The sequence below is a fragment of the Rhodococcus spongiicola genome (genome assembly GCF_004011835.1).
Taxonomy (GTDB): domain Bacteria; phylum Actinomycetota; class Actinomycetes; order Mycobacteriales; family Mycobacteriaceae; genus Prescottella; species Prescottella spongiicola.
Genome location: NZ_RKLN01000003.1, coordinates 257,520 through 278,653 on the forward strand (window position 1 = coordinate 257,520; position 21,134 = coordinate 278,653).

General features: G+C 67.5%; 21 protein-coding genes. 8 read left to right on the top strand and 13 right to left on the bottom strand.

Annotated features, from left to right (window positions below):
* Positions 1 to 38 precede the first annotated feature (38 nt).
* Entirely contained in the window at positions 39 to 1,298 is a 1,260-nt protein-coding gene (locus EF834_RS09260; RefSeq protein WP_235871082.1) for a CoA transferase, read from the top strand.
* A gap of 136 nt (positions 1,299 to 1,434) precedes the next feature.
* Positions 1,435 to 2,496, top strand: a complete 1,062-nt coding sequence (locus EF834_RS09265) for a nucleoside hydrolase (protein ID WP_127946933.1) — start codon at positions 1,435 to 1,437, stop codon at positions 2,494 to 2,496.
* Positions 2,497 to 2,531: 35 nt separating this feature from the next.
* On the opposite strand, the gene meaB is transcribed toward EF834_RS09265, so the two are convergent.
* From meaB to mutA, 3 genes are read right to left on the bottom strand one after another with little or no spacing between them, the layout of a single operon-like run.
* Positions 2,532 to 3,524, bottom strand: coding sequence for a methylmalonyl Co-A mutase-associated GTPase MeaB (gene meaB / locus EF834_RS09270; RefSeq protein WP_127946934.1), 993 nt, complete (start codon positions 3,522 to 3,524; stop codon positions 2,532 to 2,534).
* A gap of 4 nt (positions 3,525 to 3,528) precedes the next feature.
* Positions 3,529 to 5,778, bottom strand: a complete 2,250-nt coding sequence (gene scpA / locus EF834_RS09275) for a methylmalonyl-CoA mutase (protein ID WP_127946935.1) — start codon at positions 5,776 to 5,778, stop codon at positions 3,529 to 3,531.
* On the bottom strand, positions 5,775 to 7,676 hold the full coding sequence (gene mutA, locus EF834_RS09280) for a methylmalonyl-CoA mutase small subunit (RefSeq protein ID WP_127946936.1): 1,902 nt from the start codon (positions 7,674 to 7,676) through the stop codon (positions 5,775 to 5,777). Before mutA ends, scpA begins: the two co-directional genes overlap by 4 nt.
* A 157-nt stretch (positions 7,677 to 7,833) precedes the next feature.
* Between mutA and EF834_RS09285 the strand changes: the two genes are divergently transcribed.
* The 4 genes from EF834_RS09285 to EF834_RS09300 all read left to right on the top strand — a co-directional run bounded on the left by EF834_RS09285 (position 7,834) and on the right by EF834_RS09300 (position 10,616).
* Positions 7,834 to 8,748 carry a PaaI family thioesterase gene (locus EF834_RS09285; RefSeq protein WP_127946937.1) on the top strand — a complete coding sequence of 305 codons (915 nt, stop codon included), beginning with the start codon at positions 7,834 to 7,836 and terminating at the stop codon, positions 8,746 to 8,748.
* A 48-nt stretch (positions 8,749 to 8,796) separates the two neighbouring features.
* Complete coding sequence (locus tag EF834_RS09290) at positions 8,797 to 9,441, top strand: TVP38/TMEM64 family protein (protein WP_206615224.1); 645 nt, start codon at positions 8,797 to 8,799, stop codon at positions 9,439 to 9,441.
* A gap of 66 nt (positions 9,442 to 9,507) precedes the next feature.
* Positions 9,508 to 10,089 carry a hypothetical protein gene (locus EF834_RS09295; protein ID WP_127946938.1) on the top strand — a complete coding sequence of 194 codons (582 nt, stop codon included), beginning with the start codon at positions 9,508 to 9,510 and terminating at the stop codon, positions 10,087 to 10,089.
* On the top strand, positions 10,086 to 10,616 hold the full coding sequence (locus EF834_RS09300) for a hypothetical protein (protein WP_127946939.1): 531 nt from the start codon (positions 10,086 to 10,088) through the stop codon (positions 10,614 to 10,616). The genes EF834_RS09295 and EF834_RS09300 overlap by 4 nt, the downstream gene beginning before the upstream one ends.
* Positions 10,617 to 10,681: 65 nt before the next feature.
* Here EF834_RS09300 and EF834_RS09305 read toward each other — a convergent pair whose 3' ends face one another.
* The 3 genes from EF834_RS09305 to EF834_RS09315 form a co-directional block, all read right to left on the bottom strand.
* Positions 10,682 to 11,851 (bottom strand): SPFH domain-containing protein, encoded by a 1,170-nt coding sequence (locus tag EF834_RS09305; protein ID WP_127946940.1) that lies wholly within the window; start codon positions 11,849 to 11,851, stop codon positions 10,682 to 10,684.
* Between the two features lie 5 nt (positions 11,852 to 11,856).
* Positions 11,857 to 12,288, bottom strand: a complete 432-nt coding sequence (locus EF834_RS09310) for an NfeD family protein (RefSeq protein ID WP_127946941.1) — start codon at positions 12,286 to 12,288, stop codon at positions 11,857 to 11,859.
* A gap of 82 nt (positions 12,289 to 12,370) precedes the next feature.
* Positions 12,371 to 13,192, bottom strand: a complete 822-nt coding sequence (locus EF834_RS09315) for a DUF3097 domain-containing protein (protein WP_127946942.1) — start codon at positions 13,190 to 13,192, stop codon at positions 12,371 to 12,373.
* Positions 13,193 to 13,259: 67 nt separating this feature from the next.
* Here EF834_RS09315 and EF834_RS09320 point away from each other — a divergent pair, with 67 nt between their 5' ends.
* On the top strand, positions 13,260 to 14,072 hold the full coding sequence (locus EF834_RS09320; RefSeq protein WP_127946943.1) for a hypothetical protein: 813 nt from the start codon (positions 13,260 to 13,262) through the stop codon (positions 14,070 to 14,072).
* Between the two features lie 11 nt (positions 14,073 to 14,083).
* On the opposite strand, the gene EF834_RS09325 is transcribed toward EF834_RS09320, so the two are convergent.
* Together EF834_RS09325 and EF834_RS09330 are read right to left on the bottom strand one after the other, a co-directional pair.
* Positions 14,084 to 14,296, bottom strand: coding sequence for a hypothetical protein (locus EF834_RS09325; RefSeq protein ID WP_127946944.1), 213 nt, complete (start codon positions 14,294 to 14,296; stop codon positions 14,084 to 14,086).
* Between the two features lie 125 nt (positions 14,297 to 14,421).
* Positions 14,422 to 15,516: a nitroreductase family protein gene (locus EF834_RS09330; RefSeq protein WP_235871083.1), complete on the bottom strand. Its 1,095-nt coding sequence runs from the start codon at positions 15,514 to 15,516 to the stop codon at positions 14,422 to 14,424.
* 177 nt (positions 15,517 to 15,693) lie between these two features.
* On the opposite strand from EF834_RS09330, the gene EF834_RS09335 reads away from it, so the two are divergent.
* Entirely contained in the window at positions 15,694 to 16,257 is a 564-nt protein-coding gene (locus EF834_RS09335) for a TetR/AcrR family transcriptional regulator (protein WP_127946946.1), read from the top strand.
* Between the two features lie 170 nt (positions 16,258 to 16,427).
* On the opposite strand, the gene EF834_RS09340 is transcribed toward EF834_RS09335, so the two are convergent.
* From EF834_RS09340 to EF834_RS09360, 5 genes are all read right to left on the bottom strand, one after another.
* Positions 16,428 to 17,495 (bottom strand): ferrochelatase, encoded by a 1,068-nt coding sequence (locus tag EF834_RS09340; protein WP_127946947.1) that lies wholly within the window; start codon positions 17,493 to 17,495, stop codon positions 16,428 to 16,430.
* A 42-nt stretch (positions 17,496 to 17,537) separates the two neighbouring features.
* Complete coding sequence (gene inhA / locus EF834_RS09345; protein ID WP_127946948.1) at positions 17,538 to 18,335, bottom strand: NADH-dependent enoyl-ACP reductase InhA; 798 nt, start codon at positions 18,333 to 18,335, stop codon at positions 17,538 to 17,540.
* Positions 18,336 to 18,402: 67 nt separating this feature from the next.
* On the bottom strand, positions 18,403 to 19,125 hold the full coding sequence (fabG1, locus tag EF834_RS09350; RefSeq protein WP_127946949.1) for a 3-oxoacyl-ACP reductase FabG1: 723 nt from the start codon (positions 19,123 to 19,125) through the stop codon (positions 18,403 to 18,405).
* Between the two features lie 80 nt (positions 19,126 to 19,205).
* Positions 19,206 to 20,186 (bottom strand): VWA domain-containing protein, encoded by a 981-nt coding sequence (locus tag EF834_RS09355; RefSeq protein WP_127946950.1) that lies wholly within the window; start codon positions 20,184 to 20,186, stop codon positions 19,206 to 19,208.
* A complete protein-coding gene (locus tag EF834_RS09360; protein ID WP_127947316.1) occupies positions 20,183 to 21,079 on the bottom strand; it encodes a DUF58 domain-containing protein in 897 nt (298 codons plus the stop codon). The genes EF834_RS09355 and EF834_RS09360 overlap by 4 nt, the downstream gene beginning before the upstream one ends.
* Positions 21,080 to 21,134 lie beyond the last annotated feature (55 nt).

Below are 21,134 nucleotides of genomic sequence, written 5' to 3' on the forward strand. Positions count from 1 at the left end.
CGGGGCTCGGCTCCTGATGCGCGCATTACCGCGCCGCGGTGATCGACTTCGGGGGCTACCTGTCGTCGTGTCTGCCGACCGACGAGTTGGCGTGGACCGCGGTCACCACGTTCCGGGCGGCTGCCGGCCGATTGCGCGATGCTGCCGGACTCCCACCCGCCGGCCGACCGATCCGGGCGGAGCGGATCGCGGCCGCGTTCGCCGGCGAGAGGATGTTCCGCTGGAACGGCACGCGGGTTGACGCGTTCGCCGAGTTGTCCGGGTTCTTCCCGACCGCGGACGGCTGGGTACGCACCCACGCCAACTATCCGCATCACCGGCGTCGAATCCTAGGGGCTGTCGGGCTGCCCGAGGACACCGATCGCGACCGGTTCGCCACCCGACTCGCGCGGATGTCGGCATCGGAAGTCGAGGACCTTGCGGCGGACGTGGGCGCGATCGCAGTCCGCGTCCGCACCGAGAGTGAATGGGCGGCCTCCGGGCCGGGCGTCGCCGCCGCATCCGACGACCTGGTCAGCGTGCAGGTCCGGTCCGATCACGGGCCATTGCGGATGCCCGCCGGCGACGCCCCGCTCGCGGGCGTGCGGGTGCTGGACCTGACCCGCGTCGTCGCCGGTCCGGTCGCATCGCGTTCGCTGGCGCTGTTGGGCGCCGACGTCCTGCGAATCGACCCCCCGCAGATGCCCGAGATCGAATGGCAGCACCGCGAGAGCGGGCAGGGCAAGAGGTCCGCGCTCATCGATCTGCGAGCCTCCGACGGGCTCGCGCAGTTCCGGACCCTGCTCGCCGATGCCGACATCCTCGTGACGGGGTACCGGCCCGGCGCGCTCGAGGCCCTGGTCGGGACCCCCGGATCGGTCAAACCCGGACTGATCCACGGACGGGTCAGCGCGTGGGGCCGGTCGGGGCCCTGGGCGGACCGGCGCGGGTTCGACAGCATCGTCCAGGCCGCCTCGGGCATCGCGATGATCGAGGGCAGCGACGGTCGGCCCGGCGCACTGCCGGCCCAGGCGCTCGACCATGCCTCGGGTTACCTGCTGGCGTCCGGCGTGATCGATGCTCTCGTCGAAGCTCGAGCTGACGGAGCCGGCCGCGACGTCCGCGTCTCACTCGCACGGACCGCGGCGTGGCTGCTCGAGCGCCCGAACCGTCGCGCGTCCGCGCGCCCGGCGCTACTCCCGGGAGCGGATACCGTTGTCACCCACGACGGGATCACCACGGCCCGCCCAGCCCTCACGGAATTCGACGACTATCCGTTCCCCGCCCGCGCCTGGGGAACCGACCCACCCCGGTGGTGATCGCAGGATCGGGCTACGTCCGTCATCATGGAACCGTGACCGAACACCTAGCCGCCCACGCCAATTACCTCAGCAGACGTTCGGCCAAACATCCTGTGCCCCATTGCACGTACGCGTCCGTCGGTAGCGGTCCCCGGTGACCGCGCGGACACCACTGATCGTCGACGTCGACACCGGCATCGACGATTCACTCGCCTTGCTCTACCTGCTCGCCCGCGACGACGCCGACATCGTGGCGGTCCTGTCGACGGCAGGCAACGTCCCCACCGCCCAGGTCGCGAACAACAACCTGGCATGGCTCGAACTGTGCGGTCGAACCGACGTCGAGGTGGCGGTGGGTGCCGACGGTCCGTTGTCCGCGCCGCTGCGCACTACCGAGGACACGCACGGACCGCAGGGCATCGGGTACGCGATCCTCCCGACGCCGACGCATCGTCCGTCCGACCGGACCGCGACACAGGCCTGGGTCGACCTCACCCGGGAACGTCCCGGGGAGATGGTGGGGCTCGTCACTGGCCCCCTCACCAACCTCGCCCTGGCGATCCGTACCGATCCCGGCCTCCCCGCCCGACTCCGGCGCCTGGTCATCATGGGTGGCGCCTTCCATCATCCCGGCAACACGACTCCCGTTGCGGAATGGAACATCTCGGTCGATCCCGAGGCGGCCGCCGAAGTGTTCGCAGCGTTCTCCGCGGTTCCCGTCGACCGTGCCCCGATCGTGTGCGGACTCGACGTGACCGAGCGGATCGTCCTGCGTCCCGAGCACCTGCGCCGTCTCGCCGAACTCTCCGGCAGCACGCCCGCCGAGACCATCCGCTCCGACGATGCCCCGTCGACGCGGTCGGTGACGTCGAATCCCGTTGTGCGTCACCTGTCCGACGCTGTGCGCTTCTACTTCGAGTTCCACCGCGACCACGGACAGGGGTTCATCGCCCACATGCATGACCCGTTCGCGGCCGCGGTCGCGCTCGACCCCGACCTCGCCCAGTACCGCCCCGCAACCGTGGACGTCGAGACGGAGGGACGGATCACGCGCGGCCAAACCGTCGCGGACTGGTTCGGGCTGTGGGGCAGACCGCCGAACGCGCGGGTGGCGTGGGACACCGATCCCGATGCTTTTCTCGACGACCTCGTCGGTCGGGTGGCCGCTTTCGCGAGCACCATGAACCAATCGGCGAGGCGAGACCCCGAGGTGTAGACCTTCCCGGATTCGAGCCTCCTTGCGGGACGCTGCTATTCGGTTCCGTCGAACGCGTCGAGTATTCGGTGCGCAGCCAGGGCCGCGGTGATCGAGCCGTCACGTACCTGCGCCTCGATCTCTCCCCGGATCCTCCCGACCCGCTCGTTCGACTCGAGTCGTCGCAGCAGCTGGTCGTGCACCATCGTCCAGGTCCAGTCCACCTGCTGGCGCCGCCGGTTCTCCTCGAACTGCCCGGCCTCGGTCAGGACGTCGCGATGCTTCAGGACCGTGCGCCAGAAGTCGTCGAGCCCGGTGCCCTCGAGACCACTCATGGTGATCACCGGAGGCTTCCAGATCGCATCGTGTGGGTGTATCAATCGCATCGCACCCGAGAGTTCGCGGGCCGCGGCCTTCGCCTCCAGCTGGTGCTTTCCGTCGGCCTTGTTGACCGCAACCAGGTCCGCGAGCTCGAGCACGCCCTTCTTGATGCCCTGCAACTGATCACCGGTTCGGGCGATCGTCAGGAAGCAGAAGCAGTCGACCATGTTCGCGACGGTCACCTCGGACTGCCCGACGCCGACCGTCTCGACCAGGATCACGTCGAACCCGGCCGCCTCGAGCAGCACGATCGTCTCTCGCGTCGCCTTCGCGACGCCGCCGAGTGTGCCTGCCGTCGGGGACGGCCGGATGTAGGCGCTCTTCTCGACCGCAAGCCTCGCCATCCGTGTCTTGTCGCCGAGGATCGACCCACCGGTGCGGGTGGACGACGGGTCGACTGCGAGGACCGCGACGCGATGTCCCTTCCCGATCAGATACATTCCGAGCGCATCGATGAAGGTCGACTTTCCGACACCGGGAACACCGGTGATCCCGACCCGGAGCGCTCCCCCGGCATCCGGGAGCAGTTTCAACAGCAACTGCTGAGCCTGCTCCCGGTGATCGGCACGGGTCGATTCGACCAGTGTGATCGCCCTGGCCAACCCGGCGCGCTCGTTGTTGCGCACCGCCGCAGCCAGGGTCTGGACGTCGACAGGTGGCCTCCCCATGCCGCTACAGGTCGTGACCCAGCTGGGCGGCCAGCTTCTCGAGGAGCCCGGTGGCAGCGTCCGCAATGACCGTGCCCGGGGGGAAGATCGCCGCGGCCCCGGCCTCGTACAGCTCGTCGAAGTCGCCCGGGGGGATCACGCCGCCGACGACGATCATGATGTCCCGGCGGCCGACCGCGGCGAGCGCCTCCCGGAGCGCGGGCACCAGGGTGAGGTGGCCCGCCGCCAGCGACGACACGCCCACGACGTGTACGTCGTTGTCGGCCGCCTGTGCGGCGACCTCCTCGGGGGTCTGGAACAGGGGTCCGACGTCGACGTCGAAGCCGATGTCCGCGAAGGCCGTGGAGATCACCTTCTGCCCTCGGTCGTGACCGTCCTGGCCCATCTTCGCGACGAGGATACGAGGACGGCGGCCCTCCAGCTCGGCGAACCTCTCGACGAGTTCGGTTGCTCTGGAAATGTTGCTCACCTTTCCGGCCTCGTCCCGGTACACACCGCTGATGGTCCGGATCTCGGCCTGGTGGCGCCCGTAGACCCTCTCGAGCGCATCGGAGATCTCACCGACGGTCGCCTTGGCGCGGGCAGCGTCGATCGCGAGGGCCAACAAGTTGTTCTCCATGCCGCCTTCGGACGACGCGGCCGCCCGGGTGAGCTCGGCGAGCGCGGCCTGCGTGGCGGACTCGTCGCGCTCGGCGCGCAACTGCTCGAGCTTGGCAATCTGCTCGGCGCGCACCTTCGAGTTCTCGACCTTGAGGACCTCGATCTCGTGGTCCTCGTCGATCTGGTACTTGTTGACGCCGATGACCGGCTGACGACCCGAGTCGATCCGTGCCTGGGTGCGGGCCGCGGCCTCCTCGATGCGGAGTTTCGGGATCCCCTCACCGATCGCCTGTGCCATGCCGCCGGCTTCCTCGACCTCGGCGATGTGCTTGCGGGCTCGATTCGCGAGCTCGTGGGTGAGCCACTCGACGTAGTACGACCCGCCCCACGGGTCGATCGGCCGGACCGTGTTCGACTCCTGCTGAATCAGCAACTGAGTGTTGCGGGCGATGCGGGCGGAGAAGTCGGTCGGCAGCGCCAGCGCCTCGTCGAGCGCGTTGGTGTGCAGAGACTGGGTGTGCCCCTGCGTCGCGGCCATCGCCTCGATGCATGTCCGCGCCACGTTGTTGAACACGTCCTGCGCAGTCAGCGACCAACCGGACGTCTGCGAGTGGGTGCGCAGTGACTTGGACTTGGCCAGCTTCGGGGAGAACTTGTCGACGAGCTCGGCCCACAGCAGGCGGCCTGCCCGCAGCTTGGCCACCTCCATGTAGAAGTTCATGCCGATCGCCCAGAAGAACGACAGCCGTGGCGCGAACTTGTCGATGTCCATGCCCGCGTCGAGACCTGCGCGGATGTACTCGATGCCATCGGCGAGGGTGTACGCCAGCTCCAGATCGGCTGTCGCGCCGGCTTCTTGGATGTGGTAGCCGGAGATCGAGATCGAGTTGAACCGCGGCATCTTCGTGCTCGTGTAGCCGAAGATGTCGGAGATGATCCGCATCGACGGCTTCGGCGGGTAGATGTACGTGTTGCGGACCATGAACTCCTTCAGAATGTCGTTCTGAATGGTTCCGGCCAGCTGTTCGGGGGCCACACCCTGTTCCTCGGCCGCCACGACGTACAGCGCAAGGATCGGAAGCACCGCGCCGTTCATCGTCATCGACACCGACACCTGCGAAAGATCGATCCCGTGGAACAGCTGTCGCATGTCGAGGATCGAGTCGATCGCCACACCGGCCATGCCGACGTCACCCTGCACCCGTGGATGGTCGGAGTCGTAGCCCCGGTGCGTCGCGAGATCGAACGCGACCGACAGGCCCTTCTGCCCGGCCGCAAGGTTGCGGCGGTAGAAGGCGTTCGACTCCGCAGCGGTGGAGAAACCCGCGTACTGGCGAATCGTCCACGGCTGGTTGACGTACATCGTCGGGTACGGGCCGCGCACGAACGGCTCGATGCCCGGGAAGCTGCCGAGCGGGTACCCCTCGGCCTCAACCGTATCCCGGTTGGCCTTGGTGTACACCGGACGCACGTCGATGCCCTCGGGCGTCGACCACACCACCTCATCGGTGGTGTAGTTGTTCGCAGTAGCGACGTTCTCGACGAGCGCGTCGCTCTGCTCCGCGGTGGGGGCGGCCGGCTGCGGGAACTCCGGGTCCGTCAACGCGACATCGGCAAAGCTGCCGATGAGGTGCTCGACCTCGTTCGTTGTCACTTGATGCTCCCAGCTTCGATTGCATCGAACAGTTCGGTCAGCGCTGCGACTGCATCGATGCGGGCGGTCAGGAATGTGTCGGGACGCCCATCGGCGGGGCCGCCCTCGGCATCTTTGAAGGTCTTCTCGGGGCCGGCCAGCAGCACCCGCTCGATTCCGGCAGTGCGGAGCGCGGCGACGGCCACGGCACCCTGTTCGCCGTAGCGCTTGTCGGTGCCGCACAGGACCGCGATTCTCGCGCCCGACTCCTCGACGGCCTTGGCGATGCTGCCGTCGGTCGGATCGAGCGGACCCGGGTTGACGGCTTCGATGCCGCCGGAGGCGAGCAGGTTGGCCGCAAAGGTCGACCGCACGTTGTGCTCGGCGACCGGACCGAGCGGCGCCAGGAGCACCTGCGGCCGAGCGCCGTTCGCGGTGAGGAACGCATCCGAGCGGTCGCGAAGCGCCTCGAACGCGGCAGCGTAGCGGGCGACGGTGGCACCGGTCTCTGCGGCATCGGCGGGCAGCGGCTTCTCATCGAGGTTCGGGAACTCGTTGACACCCGTGACAGCCGTTCGACGGTGCGCGATGTCGGAGTCGCGGGTGGCCTTCGTGGCGGCGATCCGGTCGGCGACAAGGCCGGCCGCGAGCGCGGCACGGTAGCCGCCGACGGCCTCGATCTGCTGGAAGAACTCCCACGCCCTCTCGGCGACCTGCGCGGTCAACTGCTCGACGTACCACGAACCGGCACCCGGATCGAGAACGCGACCGAGATGGGCCTCCTCGAGCAGCAGCAGCTGGGTGTTGCGGGCGATCCGCTCGGAGAACGACTTCGAGACACCGGCGGCACCGGCGGGCAGCGCGACATCGAACGGCAGGACCGTCACCGAGTCGGCACCGCCGACGCCCGCACCGAATGCGGCGAGGGTCGTGCGGAGCATGTTCACCCACGGATCACGCTGCGACATCATCGCGGCCGAGGTGACCGCGTGCTGGACCGCGCCACCGAACTCGGCGGCGCCGCACACCTGCGCCACACGCGCCCAGACCTGGCGTCCGGCACGGAACTTCGCGATGGTCTGGAACTGGTCGTCGGTGGCGGCGAACCGGAACTCGAGCTGGGCCAACGCTGCCGAAATCGTCAACCCCTGCCCGGTCAGCGCTCGGAGGTAGTCGACACCGGCCGCGATCGACGCGCCGAGTTCTTCGGCATCGCCGGCACCCGCATTGTGGAATACGGTGCCGTCCACCGTGATCGCACGAACGGCTTCTTCGCGGGACGCGGCGGTGTCCGCGAGAGCGAGGGCCTCGTCGAGCTCGATACCGGCCGCACCCGAGAACGCATCGGTGAGCGGGGACGCGCCCAGCCCGACCCGGATCCGGGCACGGTCGGTGCCGCTCGCGCCGACACGCTCGTCGACGAGTGCGTAGAGCTGCTGCGCCGCGGCGACGGTGTCCGCACCCGCGTCGAGGGTCAGCGGCGCCAGATCCAGCAGCACGCCCTCGAGCAGAGCGTCGAGTGAGGGGACGGGAAGGTTCTTGCCACCGATCGACAGCGACACGGCGCTCACACCGTTCTCGAGTCCGTCGAGGATCGCGCGATTGACATCGGCGGCGTCCAGTCCGTCCTGACCGAAACGCGCGTTGACGAGCCAGCCGGAGTTGACGTCGCGGGTGCCGTCTGCGCCACGGACGAAGGGAAACTGGCCCGGCAGCGGGGCCTCGGGAAGCTCGTCCCGCCTGGTGTACAGCGGCGAGACGGTGACACGGTCGTACGTGGTTGTCTCGAGAAGCTTCTGCGGTTCCGGGCCCAGCTCGGCAGCGTCCACGCGACGAGACTTGGCGAGCACGCCGGCCACGGCCTGCTGCCATTCCGTGTAGGCGCGCGCGGCGTCCTCGGCCTCTGAAGCTGGTGACACGGGGCGGCTCCCTCTCACTCTCCTGGCGTTCACCTATCGCGAACGGACTTCCAATCGGGTAAACAAATGGGACGATTACGATCCTCTGATCTGTGATGCTAACCGCATCCGCCGCAACGCGGACGTCAGGCTACCCTCGGTTCGCTAGCCTCCATTCATGAGCATTGCGAACGTGCTGGAAGAAGGTGAGCCGATCACCCCTCAACGGCTGTTCCGAATGCGTCGGCCACAGCGACTCGACGGCTTCAACCGCCTCACCATGGACATCGACGGACTCGACCCCCAGGCCGTTGACCCCCAGGCCGTTGACCCCCAGGCCGCCTCTCACTCCGCTTCGTTGGGCGTCCTCGCCGACGACATCCTCGGTTTCACGCTGTGGGACCGCCGAGGCGAACGAGCCGGCCTGGTTACGACCGACCTGTCGCTCGACTTCGTCACGCCGACAGGTTGGCTCGGCCCGGAGCTGCACGCCGACGGTCGCGTCGTCTCGGTCACACGGGACGGCGGGGTCAGCAGTACGGCAATACACGACAGCGCCGGCAATCTGATCGCCACCGGAACCGCGTGGGGCAACTTCGTCGACGCCGGCCCCGGCCCCGATCCCAGCCCCGGCAACGGCGTCGAGCGCCCGCTCGAGCCCCCGGCTTCAATCCCCCCGGCTTCAATCCCCCCGGCTTCGATCCCCCCGGCATCGGTCTCGCCGCTGACGCGAATCGGCGGACTGTTCGCGGAGGGGGACGGCACTCGGCTCGTCGTTCCTCCCAATTCTGCGCTGGCGAACAAGCTCGGGGTGATGCACGGCGGCGTCCAGGCGTGCGCCATCGACCTGGCCGGCAACGCCGCCGTCAGCTCGCCGGAAGCTCCGATGCGTACCGCCTCGATGCGCATCAACTATTTCCGGCCCACACCCATCGACGGAGACGTCGAGTTCACCGCCGAGATCGTTCATGCAGGCCGGTCCATGGCGGTCGCTCGCGTCGTCAGTACCGGGGCGGACGGGCGTGTCTGTGCATACGCGACGGTCACGTGCCGACGGCCGAGCTCGCCGGTCGAGACGCCCGGCTGCGACTGACCCGTCTCGGCTGGTCGCGCCATTCGCTTCCGCGTATCGTGATCGCTTGTGATTGCGCGACTGAGGGATCCCCGAGTTCTCGGAGCTCTCATCGGGCTGGGCGCGTTGTTCGTGGCGGCGGCGATGGTGCCGCGTCCGTCGATCGAGGAGGTTCGAACGTGGGCCGACGGGGTGGGCCCGGCCTTTCCTCTGGTGTTCTTCGTCGTGCACGTGGTGCTGACGGTGGCGCCGATCCCCCGCACGATCTTCACCGTCAGCGCGGGCGTGCTGTTCGGTGCCGCCACCGGTATCACCGTCGCCGTCGCAGCGACGACGATCAGCGCCGTGCTCGCCCTGTTACTGGTTCGCGCGATCGGACGTGATACGTTCGCTGCCCGCCTGACCCACCCCACCGCCAGGGCGGTGGACGATCGACTCGCGCGACGCGGCTGGCTCGCGGTCGGATCCCTCAGGCTGATCGCCCCGATCCCGTTCGCGGTCGTCAACTACTGCTCTGGCGTGTCGTCGGTCCGCACACTGCCCTACACCCTGGCCACAGTCGTCGGGATCCTTCCCGGCACAATCGGTGTCGTCCTCCTCGCAGATGTACTGACCGGCCAGACCGATCCAGCACTCCTCGTCCTCTCGGCAATCTGTATCTTGATCGGTCTCCTGGGCCTCGTCTTCGACGCCCGTACCCCAGTCAAGGGCTGAACCCGAACCCGACGTAGTAAAGCTCTAAGGCTTGATATTTGTGAGTCAAGGCCTTAGCCTTTCTCCATGTTCGTCCTGACCGTGGACCAGCGCGACAGCCGAAACGACGTCGACCGAGTAGCGCCGCTTCTCACTGACCTCGGGAGTCGACCACTCCTGCGCCAATTCGAGAGAACCGCCGGAGACGAGGTGCAAGCCGTCACCGACGATCCCGAGGCGGTCGTCGACGTCGCTCTCGACCTGGTCCGCCGCGGCCACTGGAGCGTCGGTATCGGCGTCGGGGAGGTAGAACAGCCCCTGCCCGCTCAGACGCGCGCCGGCCGGGGCCCGGCGTTCGAAGCCGCGCGAGCAGCCGTCGATCGCGCGAAGAAGGCTCCCGGCGCGGTGGCCGTCGAGGCGTCGGACGTCGATACCGCCCTGGACGCCGATACCGCACTGACACTGATCGCACTCGTGGTCGCCAGACGGTCCCCGCAGGGGCAGGCCGCGGTGGACCTGATGGAGCGCGGGCTCACCCAGTCCGAGGCAGCCGCCGAACTCGGCATCAGCAAGCAGGCAGTCTCGCAACGCCTCGCGGCCGCGGGGTGGCACGCCGACGGCCCAGGCAGGCGCCTGGCCACACGACTACTCGGGAGGGCCGATCGATGACCGCGCTCAGTCTGATACTCGTCGCGATCGCGGCGCTGGTGGGGACAGCCGCCGGGCGGCTGGGGATCGGCCCCAGCAAGCGCGGGATCGTCGCCCGGACCGCCCCGATCGTCGCGGTGGCTGGGCTCGCCGGATCGGCTCTCGCGGCGACTACGGTGCCACCGGCGCAGGGATTCACTCTCGCCATGGTCTACGTGTTGACCGTGGCCGCAGCAGCCACCGGAGGAGCCCCAATGGTGCTGGCCGCCTTCCGGTTCGCGCAACGCCAACCCGACGCCGGACCTGAACCGGACGACGGCCCGCTACGGGGCGGCCGGGTGATCGGCCTCCTCGAGCGGACCGCCGTGGCAGTCGCCGTCCTCGCCGGCTGGCCGGAAGGCATCGCAGTCGTCCTCGCCGTCAAAGGTCTCGCCCGCTACCCCGAACTCCGCGAACCCCACGCGTCCGAGCAGTTCATCATCGGCACCTTCACGAGTGTGCTGTGGGCGATCGCCGTGGCAGGCGTCGGTTGGGCTCTGGTCACCTGAGCGGACCCGCTCGCACAGCTCGCTGCTCGGGCGGCGGCAGTCGGCTTCGGGCCGTCGGGCGTCGCCTACGCCTGCCCGGGCGGCAACTCCTCGCGTTGGTCACCGGCCCCGAGCAGGTGCTCCTGGGTCAGCGGGCTCTCGACCGGTTTGCGGGCGACCGCCTCCGCGGCACGCACGGCCCGTTCGACCTCCGGGTCGGTCTTGGTCTCGAACCAGCTGGCGACCTCTTCGGAGTCGTCCTCGGGCCGCGGGAGGTCCTCGTGCTCAGTGCGGCTCGGCTCGTACCGAAACACTCCGTCCTCACTGGGCGCGCCGAGGGTCTTCGCGAACCCCTTGAGCGCATCACCGAAGTCGCTGGGCACGAGCCATACCTTGTTGGCGTCACCCTGCGCCATCTGCGGAAGCGTCTGAAGGTACTGGTACGCAAGCAGTTCCGGGGTGGGCTTGCCCGACTTGATGGCCGCGAACACCTTCTCGATCGCCTTCGCCTGACCCTGCGCCTGCAGGTACTTGGAGGCGCGCTCACCCTGCGCGCGCAGGATCCGGGACTGGCGCTCAGCCTCGGCCGAGAGAATCGCCGCCTGCTTGGCACCCTCAGCTGCGAGGATCTGGCTCTGCTTGTCGCCCTCCGCCGTCTTGATCGCCGATTCGCGATGACCTTCGGCGTTGAGGATCATCGCCCGCTTCTCGCGGTCGGCCTTCATCTGCTTCTCCATCGACTCCTGGATCGACGGCGGTGGATCGATGCTCTTGAGCTCGACCCGGGCGACGCGCAGACCCCAGCGACCGGTGGCCTCGTCGAGTACACCGCGCAACTGACCGTTGATCGAGTCACGCGAGGTGAGGGTCTCCTCGAGGGTCATGCCGCCGACGACGTTGCGGAGCGTGGTGATCGTGAGCTGTTCGACGGCGGCGATGTAGTTGCTGATCTCGTAGACCGCCGCCTGCGGGTTGGTGACCTGGAAGTACACGACGGTGTCGATCGACAGCGTCAGGTTGTCCTGCGTGATCACCGGCTGAGGCGCGAACGAGACGACCCGCTCCCTCAGGTCCACCTTGGCCCGGATGCGGTCCACGAACGGCACCAGGAACGTCAGCTGACCGGACACGGTCTTGATGTAGCGGCCCAGACGCTCGATCACAGCCGCATCAGCCTGCGGCACCAGCGCCACCGACTTTGCGACCACTATCACGACGAGTACGACCAGTACTGCCAGAACAATGAGTGCTTCCATGTCTTCTACGGTCCCCTCCACACGACGGCAGTGGCGCCGTCTATCTCCATCACCGTGACTGTCGTCCCCGGCGAATACACCTCGGTGACGTCGAGCGGACGCGCGGTCCAGACGTCACCTTCGAGCTTGACCTGACCGCTGTGTTCGGCGACCTCCTCGAGCACCAGCGCCGTCTTGCCGGTCAGTGCAGCAACGTTGGTCAGTTCGAGTGGTTGGGTGCCGAAACGCCGCAACAGCATCGGACGTACCCCGAGCACGAGCGCCAACGATGCGACGCCGAACACGACCGCGTCGATCCACACCGGGAAGTCGGTCACCGCGCTGAAGCCGGCTGTCGCCAACGCCCCGCCGGCGAGCATCAGCAGGAAGAACTCCCCGACCAATGCCTCGGCAGACGCCAACAACACCCCTGCTATCAGCCAAATCAAAGCCGCCACACAACCATCTAACCAGAAACGCGGCTTGCCGAACTGGCATGCGACCGGGCCGGAAACGCGAGGATCTGCGGAAGGGCCGCGTTCAGTCGTCCGTCACGAAGTCAACCAGGCGTTCGACCGCACCGATCAACGGCGCCTCGAGGTCGCGGAAGCTGCCCACAGCGCCGTAGACGCGGCGCCATCCCTCCTGCGCCGTTCCCCATCCGAGCGCGGCACACACGCCCTCCTTCCAGTCCCGACCACGCGGAACGTCCGGCCACGCCTCGATGCCGACGGCCCTGGGCCGTACCGCCTCCCACACGTCGATGTACGGGTGGCCGGTAACCATCACGTGCGGGCCCAGACCCTGCGTCAGCCGCTCCTCCTTGGAACCGGTAACGAGGTGATCGACGAGAACCCCGACTTTGCGGCCTGGGCCGGGCCGGAACTCGGCCAGGCGGTCGGCGAGGTTGTCGAGGCCTTCGAGGTGTTCGACAACGATCCCCTCCACCCGCAGGTCATGGCCCCACACACGCTCGACGAGCGCCGCATCGTGTACGCCCTCGACCCAGATCCGACTGGGCAGGGCGGTGCGGGCACGCAACCCCTCGACGCGTGTCGACCCCGACGCGGTCCGCTGCGGAGCCTTCTGCGCCTGCGGGCTCGGGCGCACCAAGGTGACCGGACGACCGTCGATCAGGAACGCCGCCTCACGCATCGCGAACAACCGGGTGCGGCGAGCGGCGTCCTCGAGGCGTACGAAGTCCCCGTCGTAGGTGCGCTCGATCCCGACCACGGCCCCGCAGAATCCGGTCTCCGCGTCCTCCACCACCAAGTCTCGATCGGCGGCCACCTCCGGCGCCCGGGGCTTCCGGGTCCGCGGGTGACCGGCAAAGATGTCGCCGTACACGTTGCTCGCGTTCACGGCACCTCACGCTAGGCGAGTACGAGGTGAGCGCGGATCCCGCCACGCCGTCCTATGCTCGTTAACCGTGAGTTCCCCCAGCGAGACGCTGACCGTCTGGGCCGGTTCCTGGCTCGCCGGCGACAGCGCACCCGACGACGTGATCGACGCTCTCCACCAGTGGGCGCCCATGCATATTGTCGGGGCGTCCGATGCAGAGACCGCGCTGTCCACCGGCCTGGACTGGCCGGGGGTGCAGGACGGAGCGGCGCCCATCCTGCTCCAGCTGGTGCGGCAGGCCACCGAGTCCCCTATGGCCGAGGTGCGGTTGGTATTGCCTGTGCCTGGTGATGTCCGTGGGCTTCCGGTAGGGACCGGTTTCGCCCGATCGGCGCTAGACGTCGGCGAGGGTGTGCTCGTCGGTGAGCCCGGTCGTCCGGGTATCGGAATCGTTCCTACGGTCGAGGGCCCGGATGTGTTGCGGTGGACGGTTCTTCCGGTCGCGACCCTGCCCATGATCACCGAACACAGCGGACTGGGCGAGGCCGAGCGCGCGATGCGCGAGGCAATCCGAGACGCCGCCGACGCCCTTCTGCAGCTGTCGTCCGTACGCACCGGGCGACCCGGCACGGACCCGGATCGCCGCATATCCGAGGCACTCGAAGATCGCGCACGCCACCGGTACCCCGGCTCCGTGCCGACCCGCGCGCTTCGCATCCTCGACTCCGCTGACCGGGTGGCTGCCATTCTTACTGTTGCCGAACAGGATTCACCTACGGAGGGCACTTCCGCATCGAGCACCGCAGCCCACGAGCGCCTTCTGCGTCCTCTGTGGACGGCGGTGCGAACCGCCCGTGTTGCGGCCGTTACGGCCTGCGCTCGGTCCGCGCACCGCGCCTGAACCCGTCGGCGTCAGGAACCGCGCGCCGCCGAGTTCACCGATGCGCGGGCCGCAGGTAGCAGAACCACCGCCGCACCGGTCACGCCCGCCACGAAGACACCCACGGCCGTGCCGAAGCCCTGGGCGCCCCACGTGATACCCGTCGTGACGAAGACGATCGGGGCTGCACCGTTCAGGCCGCTCCGCGGGACTGCACGCCAAGTCTCACTGACATAGCGCTTCACCGGGTACCTCCTACATCGCACGTGACCGGACCCCATGAGTTGATCCACAGCAGGTGAGAGTCATTGTTTGGTACTACCAGGCGGCAGCATTCCGGGCGGCCTGAATTGGCCACGACGTGCGAACGCTATTTCTTCGGGTCGGCGATCCAGCTCACGTCGTACCGGGGCAGTTCGGGGACGTCGCCAGTGCTGCGCGCATCTTCCGGCACGACCGCGAAATGGCCCGGGATGGCCAGCGCGTCGCAGCCGGTTTCCCAGTTCGCACACCAGATTCCCACCGCCACAGGCGCATAGAACCGCGATGCGGTGGTGGCATAGAAGTCGAAGCGCACCACCTTCTGTTCGCCCCCTACCAGTTCTGTCACCGCCGCGCATCGGGTGGTCTGCGCGTTGTACGACGACGGCGACCACTGACACACCTCAAAGCAGCGGCCGAACGACGAGAAGGGCGGTTTGTCGACTGCCAGCGGCACCTCACAGTGCGGATCGGAGAAGAACAGCGACTCCAGCGGCAGGCGGCGACGAGCTATCCATTCCATCACGCGGACGAACAAGGGCTCGAGGCGTGATCGGTATCCCACCGCACAGACACAGACCACATGATCCTTCTCCGGATCGAAACGGCTACCCAGGTGTTCGACGACGCTGCTCTGGTCGGCACCCGGGCCGATCCAGCAGGTACTCACCCCCATACGAGTGGCCTGCAACACCACCTTCTGCAGACTGCGGCCGACATCGACAAGCACCAGGCGGTCGTAGCTGTATGGAGCGATCGCGACGAGGAACTCGTGCGCACCCACTCCCGGCCAGATGGTCAATGGAGCTGCGACGTACTCGAGTCGGATCGGGCCGGTGCCGATCAGGCGGTCCCGTCTGGTGTATTCCTCGACTGCTCGCATCAGCTCGGCTCGGTCGGCCTCGGTGAGATCGCGGCGCTGAAAGGAGTGACAGGAGCGTCTCGAGCGGATCAGGTCGAAGGTGTCGAGGTCATCCTTGCGCTCTGGCATCGACTCGGTCGGGCGCAGGCCCCATTTCAGGGTGATGACATCGAAAATCGCGGTAGCGAGTAACAGCAGGCCGATCGCCAGGGGCAACCAGAACAACAGCGGCTGCCAGATTCCGATCAGCCATCCGGCAGCCGAGACGACGAGGAACACGATCGCGACGTTGACGGCGATGAGGTATTGAAGCCAGCCCGTGAACTGCAGCCGTATCTTCAACCGCCACAACCTCGAACGCCGCGATCTCGCGGTCGGGTAACTGTCATGGTCGCGAGGGAGCTGTTCCGGCTTGGTCATCACCGACCTCCTGTCCCGGTACCCACTTAATGCAAGTATATACTTGCATTAAGTGGACGTCTGGTTCGAATCGGAACCGTGTGCGGAGTTCGGAGGCATATGCCCAGGTATATAGACGTTGGTGGGTTATTCGACACCACAGTCGCGGTCTTCGCCGAACGCGGATACCGAGCCACTACAACGCAGGAGATCGCCAGTCGAGCCGGCGTCAACGAGGCGACGCTGTTTCGCCGTTACGGCGACAAGGCCACCCTGATCAGCACGGCTCTGACACAGGTTCTGGCCAAAGCTCCGTTCGCCCACGTGACCACGACCGACGACGTCACCGCAGATCTTGTCGCCCTAGCTACGGCCTTTGCCGAGACCAACCGCATGCACGGCGGCGCTGTCGGGACACTGCTGGTCGAGATGCAACGCCACCCGGAGCTACGCGCCGCGACGGCTACGTTCATGCCGAATCTGCTCAATGCGGTGCACGTGATCGCAACACACCAAGATCGAGGACAACTCGCACCAGGTGACCCCGTACAGAAGCTTCTGATCCTCCTCGCACCGTTGATGCTGTTCGGCATGTTGGCACGCAGTGGAGCCGAATCGATCGTTGCAGAGTTCGACCCCAACGCACTTGTCGAGACTTTCCTCGACGGCCATCGCGCAAGCTGAAGGAAAGACATTCGACACGAACGACCCGCCCTACCGAGGTCGGCCCCGCCGGAGATGGCATCTGCAAGCCACAGCCTCGTCGAAACAAGCACAGGCGCTCGAGGCGCTACTCGGCAACGGGCATCGAAGCGTCGTCCGTGGCGCCCGAACGGGTAAGAGCGATGAACCGGTCAGTTCGGGTCGGGGCGTCTGACCGGGACACAGCAATCGACCGCGCACGGCCTGCCGTTTGCGGTGGCACCGAGCAACGGTTCTCGGCCGAGACGTGCGGGCATCGTGCCGGAGCGACGCTCCTCGACGAGCTCGACCACCAGGCGAGCGAACCGCGGGTCAGTGCCCGGCGTTGCGGCCCGGGCGAACTCGATCCCCAGCTCGGCAGCCTTGTCCCGGGCTTCGGTGTCGAGGTCCCACACCACCTCGAGGTGATCGGACACGAATCCGACCGGGCACACGATCACTGCCGAGGTACCCGCCGCGGCGACGCTCTCGAGGTGGTCGCAGATGTCGGGGTCGAGCCACGGCACCTGGGGCGGACCGGACCGTGACTGCCACACCAGGTCGAACTCGTCGACGCCGCACGCCTCCGCGCACAGGCGTGCGGCGTCGGCGACCTGTCGGCTGTAGAGATGCCCGCCGTCGCTCGCCGGGCCGGCGGCGGCGTCGGCCGCCACCGGCACCGAATGCGCCGTGAACACCAGCCTCGCGCGGTCGCGCACACTGGGCGAGAGCTGTTCCCGCGCACTGTGGATCGCATCCGCGAACGCCCCGATCAGCAGCGGGTGGTCGTAGTACTGTCGCAGCTTCGTCATGGCCGGAGCGGCATCGACCGCGGCGCGGGCGCGGGCGATGTCTTCGTGGTACTGACGGCAGCCTGAATAGCCACCCCACGCTGACGTCGGGAACACCAGCGCATTGCGGACTCCGTCGTCGCGCATGCGAGCGACGGTGTCCTCGACCATGGGATGCCAGTTCCGGTTTCCGAAGTACACAGGTAGATCGATTCCGGCCGAACGCAATTCGTTCTCGACGCGTTCGATGATGTCCCTGTTGAGCGCATTGATCGGGGACCGGCCACCGAAGTGCATATAGTGCTCCACGACCGCGTCGAGGCGCTCCGGTGGGACACCACGTCCGCGGGTGACGTTCTCGAGGAACGGCCGCACATCCTCCGGCGTTTCGGGGCCGCCGAAGGACAGCACTAGTAGTGCGTCGAATTCCGTTTCCTGCTGACCGCTCATGCTCCCATTGTGGCCAGTCCCCGGACGGCAACGACCAACGGGTCAGCCGGCCATCGCATGGAAGCCGCCGTCGACATAGACGATCGACGCGGTGGTGCCCGGCAGCCAGTCCGACAACAGTGTGCAGACGCTCTTGGCGACGGCCGTCGGGTCGTCGACATCCCACCCGATCGGGGCGACCTCGTCCCACGCGGTGTTCATCTTGTTCAGTTCCGCACCCGAACCGGTCGCGTCGCCCGCGATCGCCTTCGCGGCGAGAGTCTTGACCGGACCTGCCGCAACAAGATTGGAACGGATGCCACGCCCGCCGACTTCCTTCGCGACGTAGCGGTTGACGGCCTCGAGGGTGGCCTTGGACACCCCCATCCAGTTGTAGAACGGCATCGCACGCGAGGGATCGAAGTCCATGCCCACGATCGAACCGTTGTCATTGAGCACCGGCAGCAGTGCCTTCGCGAGCGACGCGTAGGAATACGCCGAGACCTCGAGTGCTGTCGAGATGTCCGACCACGGAGCGTCCAGGAACGGGCTACCCAGACCCGACCGCGGTGAGAAGGCAATCGAGTGCACCACACCGTCAATCCCGTTGGGGGCCAACTCCCGAACCCGGTCGGCGAGCGTCGCGAGATGCTCGGGGTTCTGCACATCCAGCTCGATCGCCGGCGGTACCGGCTGCGGAAGACGCTGCGCGATCCTGTCGATCAGACGCAGCCGGTCGAACCCGGTGATGAGCACCGTCGCGCGCTGCTCCTGCGCGACCTTTGCGACGTGGAACGCAATGGATGCATCGGTGATGATGCCGGTGACGAGAATGGTCTTGCCCTCGAGCAATCCGCTCATGGGTGGTGGTCCTCCTGTAAATGAAAGTCTCTGTGTGCTCAGTGGGTGCGTGACGGCTCGAGCCGGGCTAGTGGCCCATACCCATGCCACCGTCCACGGGGATCACGGCACCAGAAACGTACGCCGAGTCGTCGGAAGCGAGGAAGCTGACCACCGCAGCGACGTCCTCGGGCTTGCCCAGGCGCTGCAGCGGAATGAACTTCTTGGCGGTGTCGCGTAGGTCGTCGGACAGATCCGCGGTCATGTCGGTCTCGATGAAGCCCGGCGCCACCACGTTCGCGGTGATCGAACGCGAGCCCAGCTCCCGGGTGATCGACCGGGCCATCCCGATGACGCCGGCCTTGGATGCTGCGTAGTTGATCTGGCCGGCCTGGCCCGCGAGACCGACGACCGAACCCAGGAAGATCATCCGGCCCCAGCGAGCCCTCAGCATGGCCCGATTGGCGCGCTTGGCGCACCGGAACGCGCCGGTCAGATTGGCGTCGAGGACTCGCGAGAACTGCTCCTCGCTCATCCGCATGAGCAGCGTGTCGTCGGTGATTCCGGCGTTGGCCACCAGGACCTCCACCGGGCCCTGGTGCTCCTCGACCTCTTTGAACGCACGGTCGAGAGACTCGGAATCGGTCATGTCGCACTTGACCCCGAACAGCCCCTCGGGAACTCCGGATCCGCGGTGTGTGACGGCGACCTTGTGGCCATCGTCCGACAGGCGCCGCGCCACGGCGAGTCCGATGCCGCGGTTGCCTCCGGTCACGAGCACCGAACGGGGCGATTTGCTGATATTCGACATGCGATCAACCTATCTGCTCGACTGTGGATTACGGGCACAGGTGCAAAACTTCGAGACGGACTGGATCGGCACGCGAGCGCTCACGGGAGGCGTTGCCGCTGCACGAGCGCCGTCCCCATGCCTGTCGCGGTGAACAACACGCCGAGGACCAGCCACGGCCGGCTCGCGTCGCCGCGGGCATTCTCGAAGCCGATCTGCTCCTCGAGAGTGTCGTAGACATCGCGCAGTTCCTCGAGACTCGTCGCCCGGAAGAAGTTGCCCCCGGACAGGGTCGCGATCTCGCGCAACGACGGATCGTCGACCGGGACCGGGATCCGGTCCCCCTCGATGTTGACGGAGCCGTAGCTGGTCCCGAACGAGATCGTGGAGATCGGGACACCCTCCTCCTTGGCCTGCCTGGCCGCGGTGAAGGCGCCGCGAGGGTCGTCGGAGAACTCGGGAACCGTCTGCTTGCCGTCGGAGAGCAACACGATCCGTGCGGGCGGCGCCTGTTCGCCGCCGCCGAGCACAGCGGCAAGGGTGTCGATCGACTGCAGCGAGGTGAAGATCGCCTCGCCGGTTGCGGTGCGCTCGCTGAGCTGGAGGTTGTCGATCGCAGCCTTGGTCTCGTCGCGGTTCGGCGTCGGCGACACCAGCACCGACGCGGTACCCGCGAACGCGACGAGGCCGAGATTGATACCCGGGGTCAGGCCGTCGGCGAACGACTTCGCCGCCTCCTGGGCGGCGGCAAGGCGACTGGGTTCGACGTCGGTCGCCTTCATCGACAGCGAGACGTCGATGGCGAGCACAACGGTCGCCCGATTGCGCGGGACCCGCTGGTCCGCGGTCGGCCCGGCGAGTGCGACGGTGAGAAACAGCAGGCCGACGAGCAGCAGCGCCGTCGGGATGTGACGGGTGAAGTTCGGGCGGTTCGGCGCAACCTTCTCGAGCAGGTCCAGGTTCGCGAACCGCAGGACATTCTTCTGCCGGCGACGCTGGATCACCACGTACCCGACCGCCAGCGCAGCGACGACCAGTACGAACAGCAGCCACCACGGGGACGTGAACTGCGACAGGCTCATCCGCGCGCCACCCGACTGCCGGGTGCGCCGAAAGTGTGCCGCCGAGCGGAAACGAATCGCACGACGTCACCGATCCAGTCCCGATCGGTGCGCAAGCTCAGCCGCGGCGCACCGCACCGGCGAAGTGTGGCGTCGACGTCCGCGTTGTGGGCCTGCGCCGCGCGCGCGAAATCGGCCCGCAACTTGGGCGTCGTCGAGAACTCCCGCGTGCGTCCGGATTCCGGATCGAACAGGACGACATCGCCGACGTCGGGCAGTTCCAGGTCACGCGGGTCGAGGACTTCGACGGCGAGGAGGTCGTGCCGCCCAGACAGCGCCCTGAGTGAATGTTCCCAGTCGATCGGGCCGAGGAAGTCGCTGATGACGACGACGAGGCCCCGTCGGCGCTGCGGTCTGCGCAGGGATTCGAGAGCGCTGCGAAGATCGCCGCGGACGCCGTCGGCGGCGTGCGGAGTGGACGCGATGCGGCGCAGCATGGCCTGGGAGTGCACCCGACCGGGCCGGGCCGGGATCCGCCTGGTCCGATCACCGGTGGCGACGATCGCTCCGATCCGATTCCCGCTGCTGCCGGCGAGGTATGTCACCGCGGACGCGGCCGCGATTGCGAGGTCACGCTTCTCGCAGCCCACCGTGCCGAAGTCCAGACTGGATGACAGATCCACCACGAGCCACGTCTCGAGTTCGCGATCTGCAACGGTCTGCCGCACATGCGGGTGCGTCGTGCGCGCGGTCACCGACCAGTCCATCTGCCGGACGTCGTCGCCGGGCTGGTACTCGCGAGCGTCCCCGGGCTCGGAACCGGGACCCGGGATGAGGCCGAGGTGATCGCCGTGCAGGACGCCGTCGAGGCGGCGGCGAACGGTCAGTTCGAGGGTCCGCAACGCTGCCGCCATCTCCGGGTCGCGCAGCGACCCGGAACGGAACGACGGCACCGCGCCCTTGCGCCGC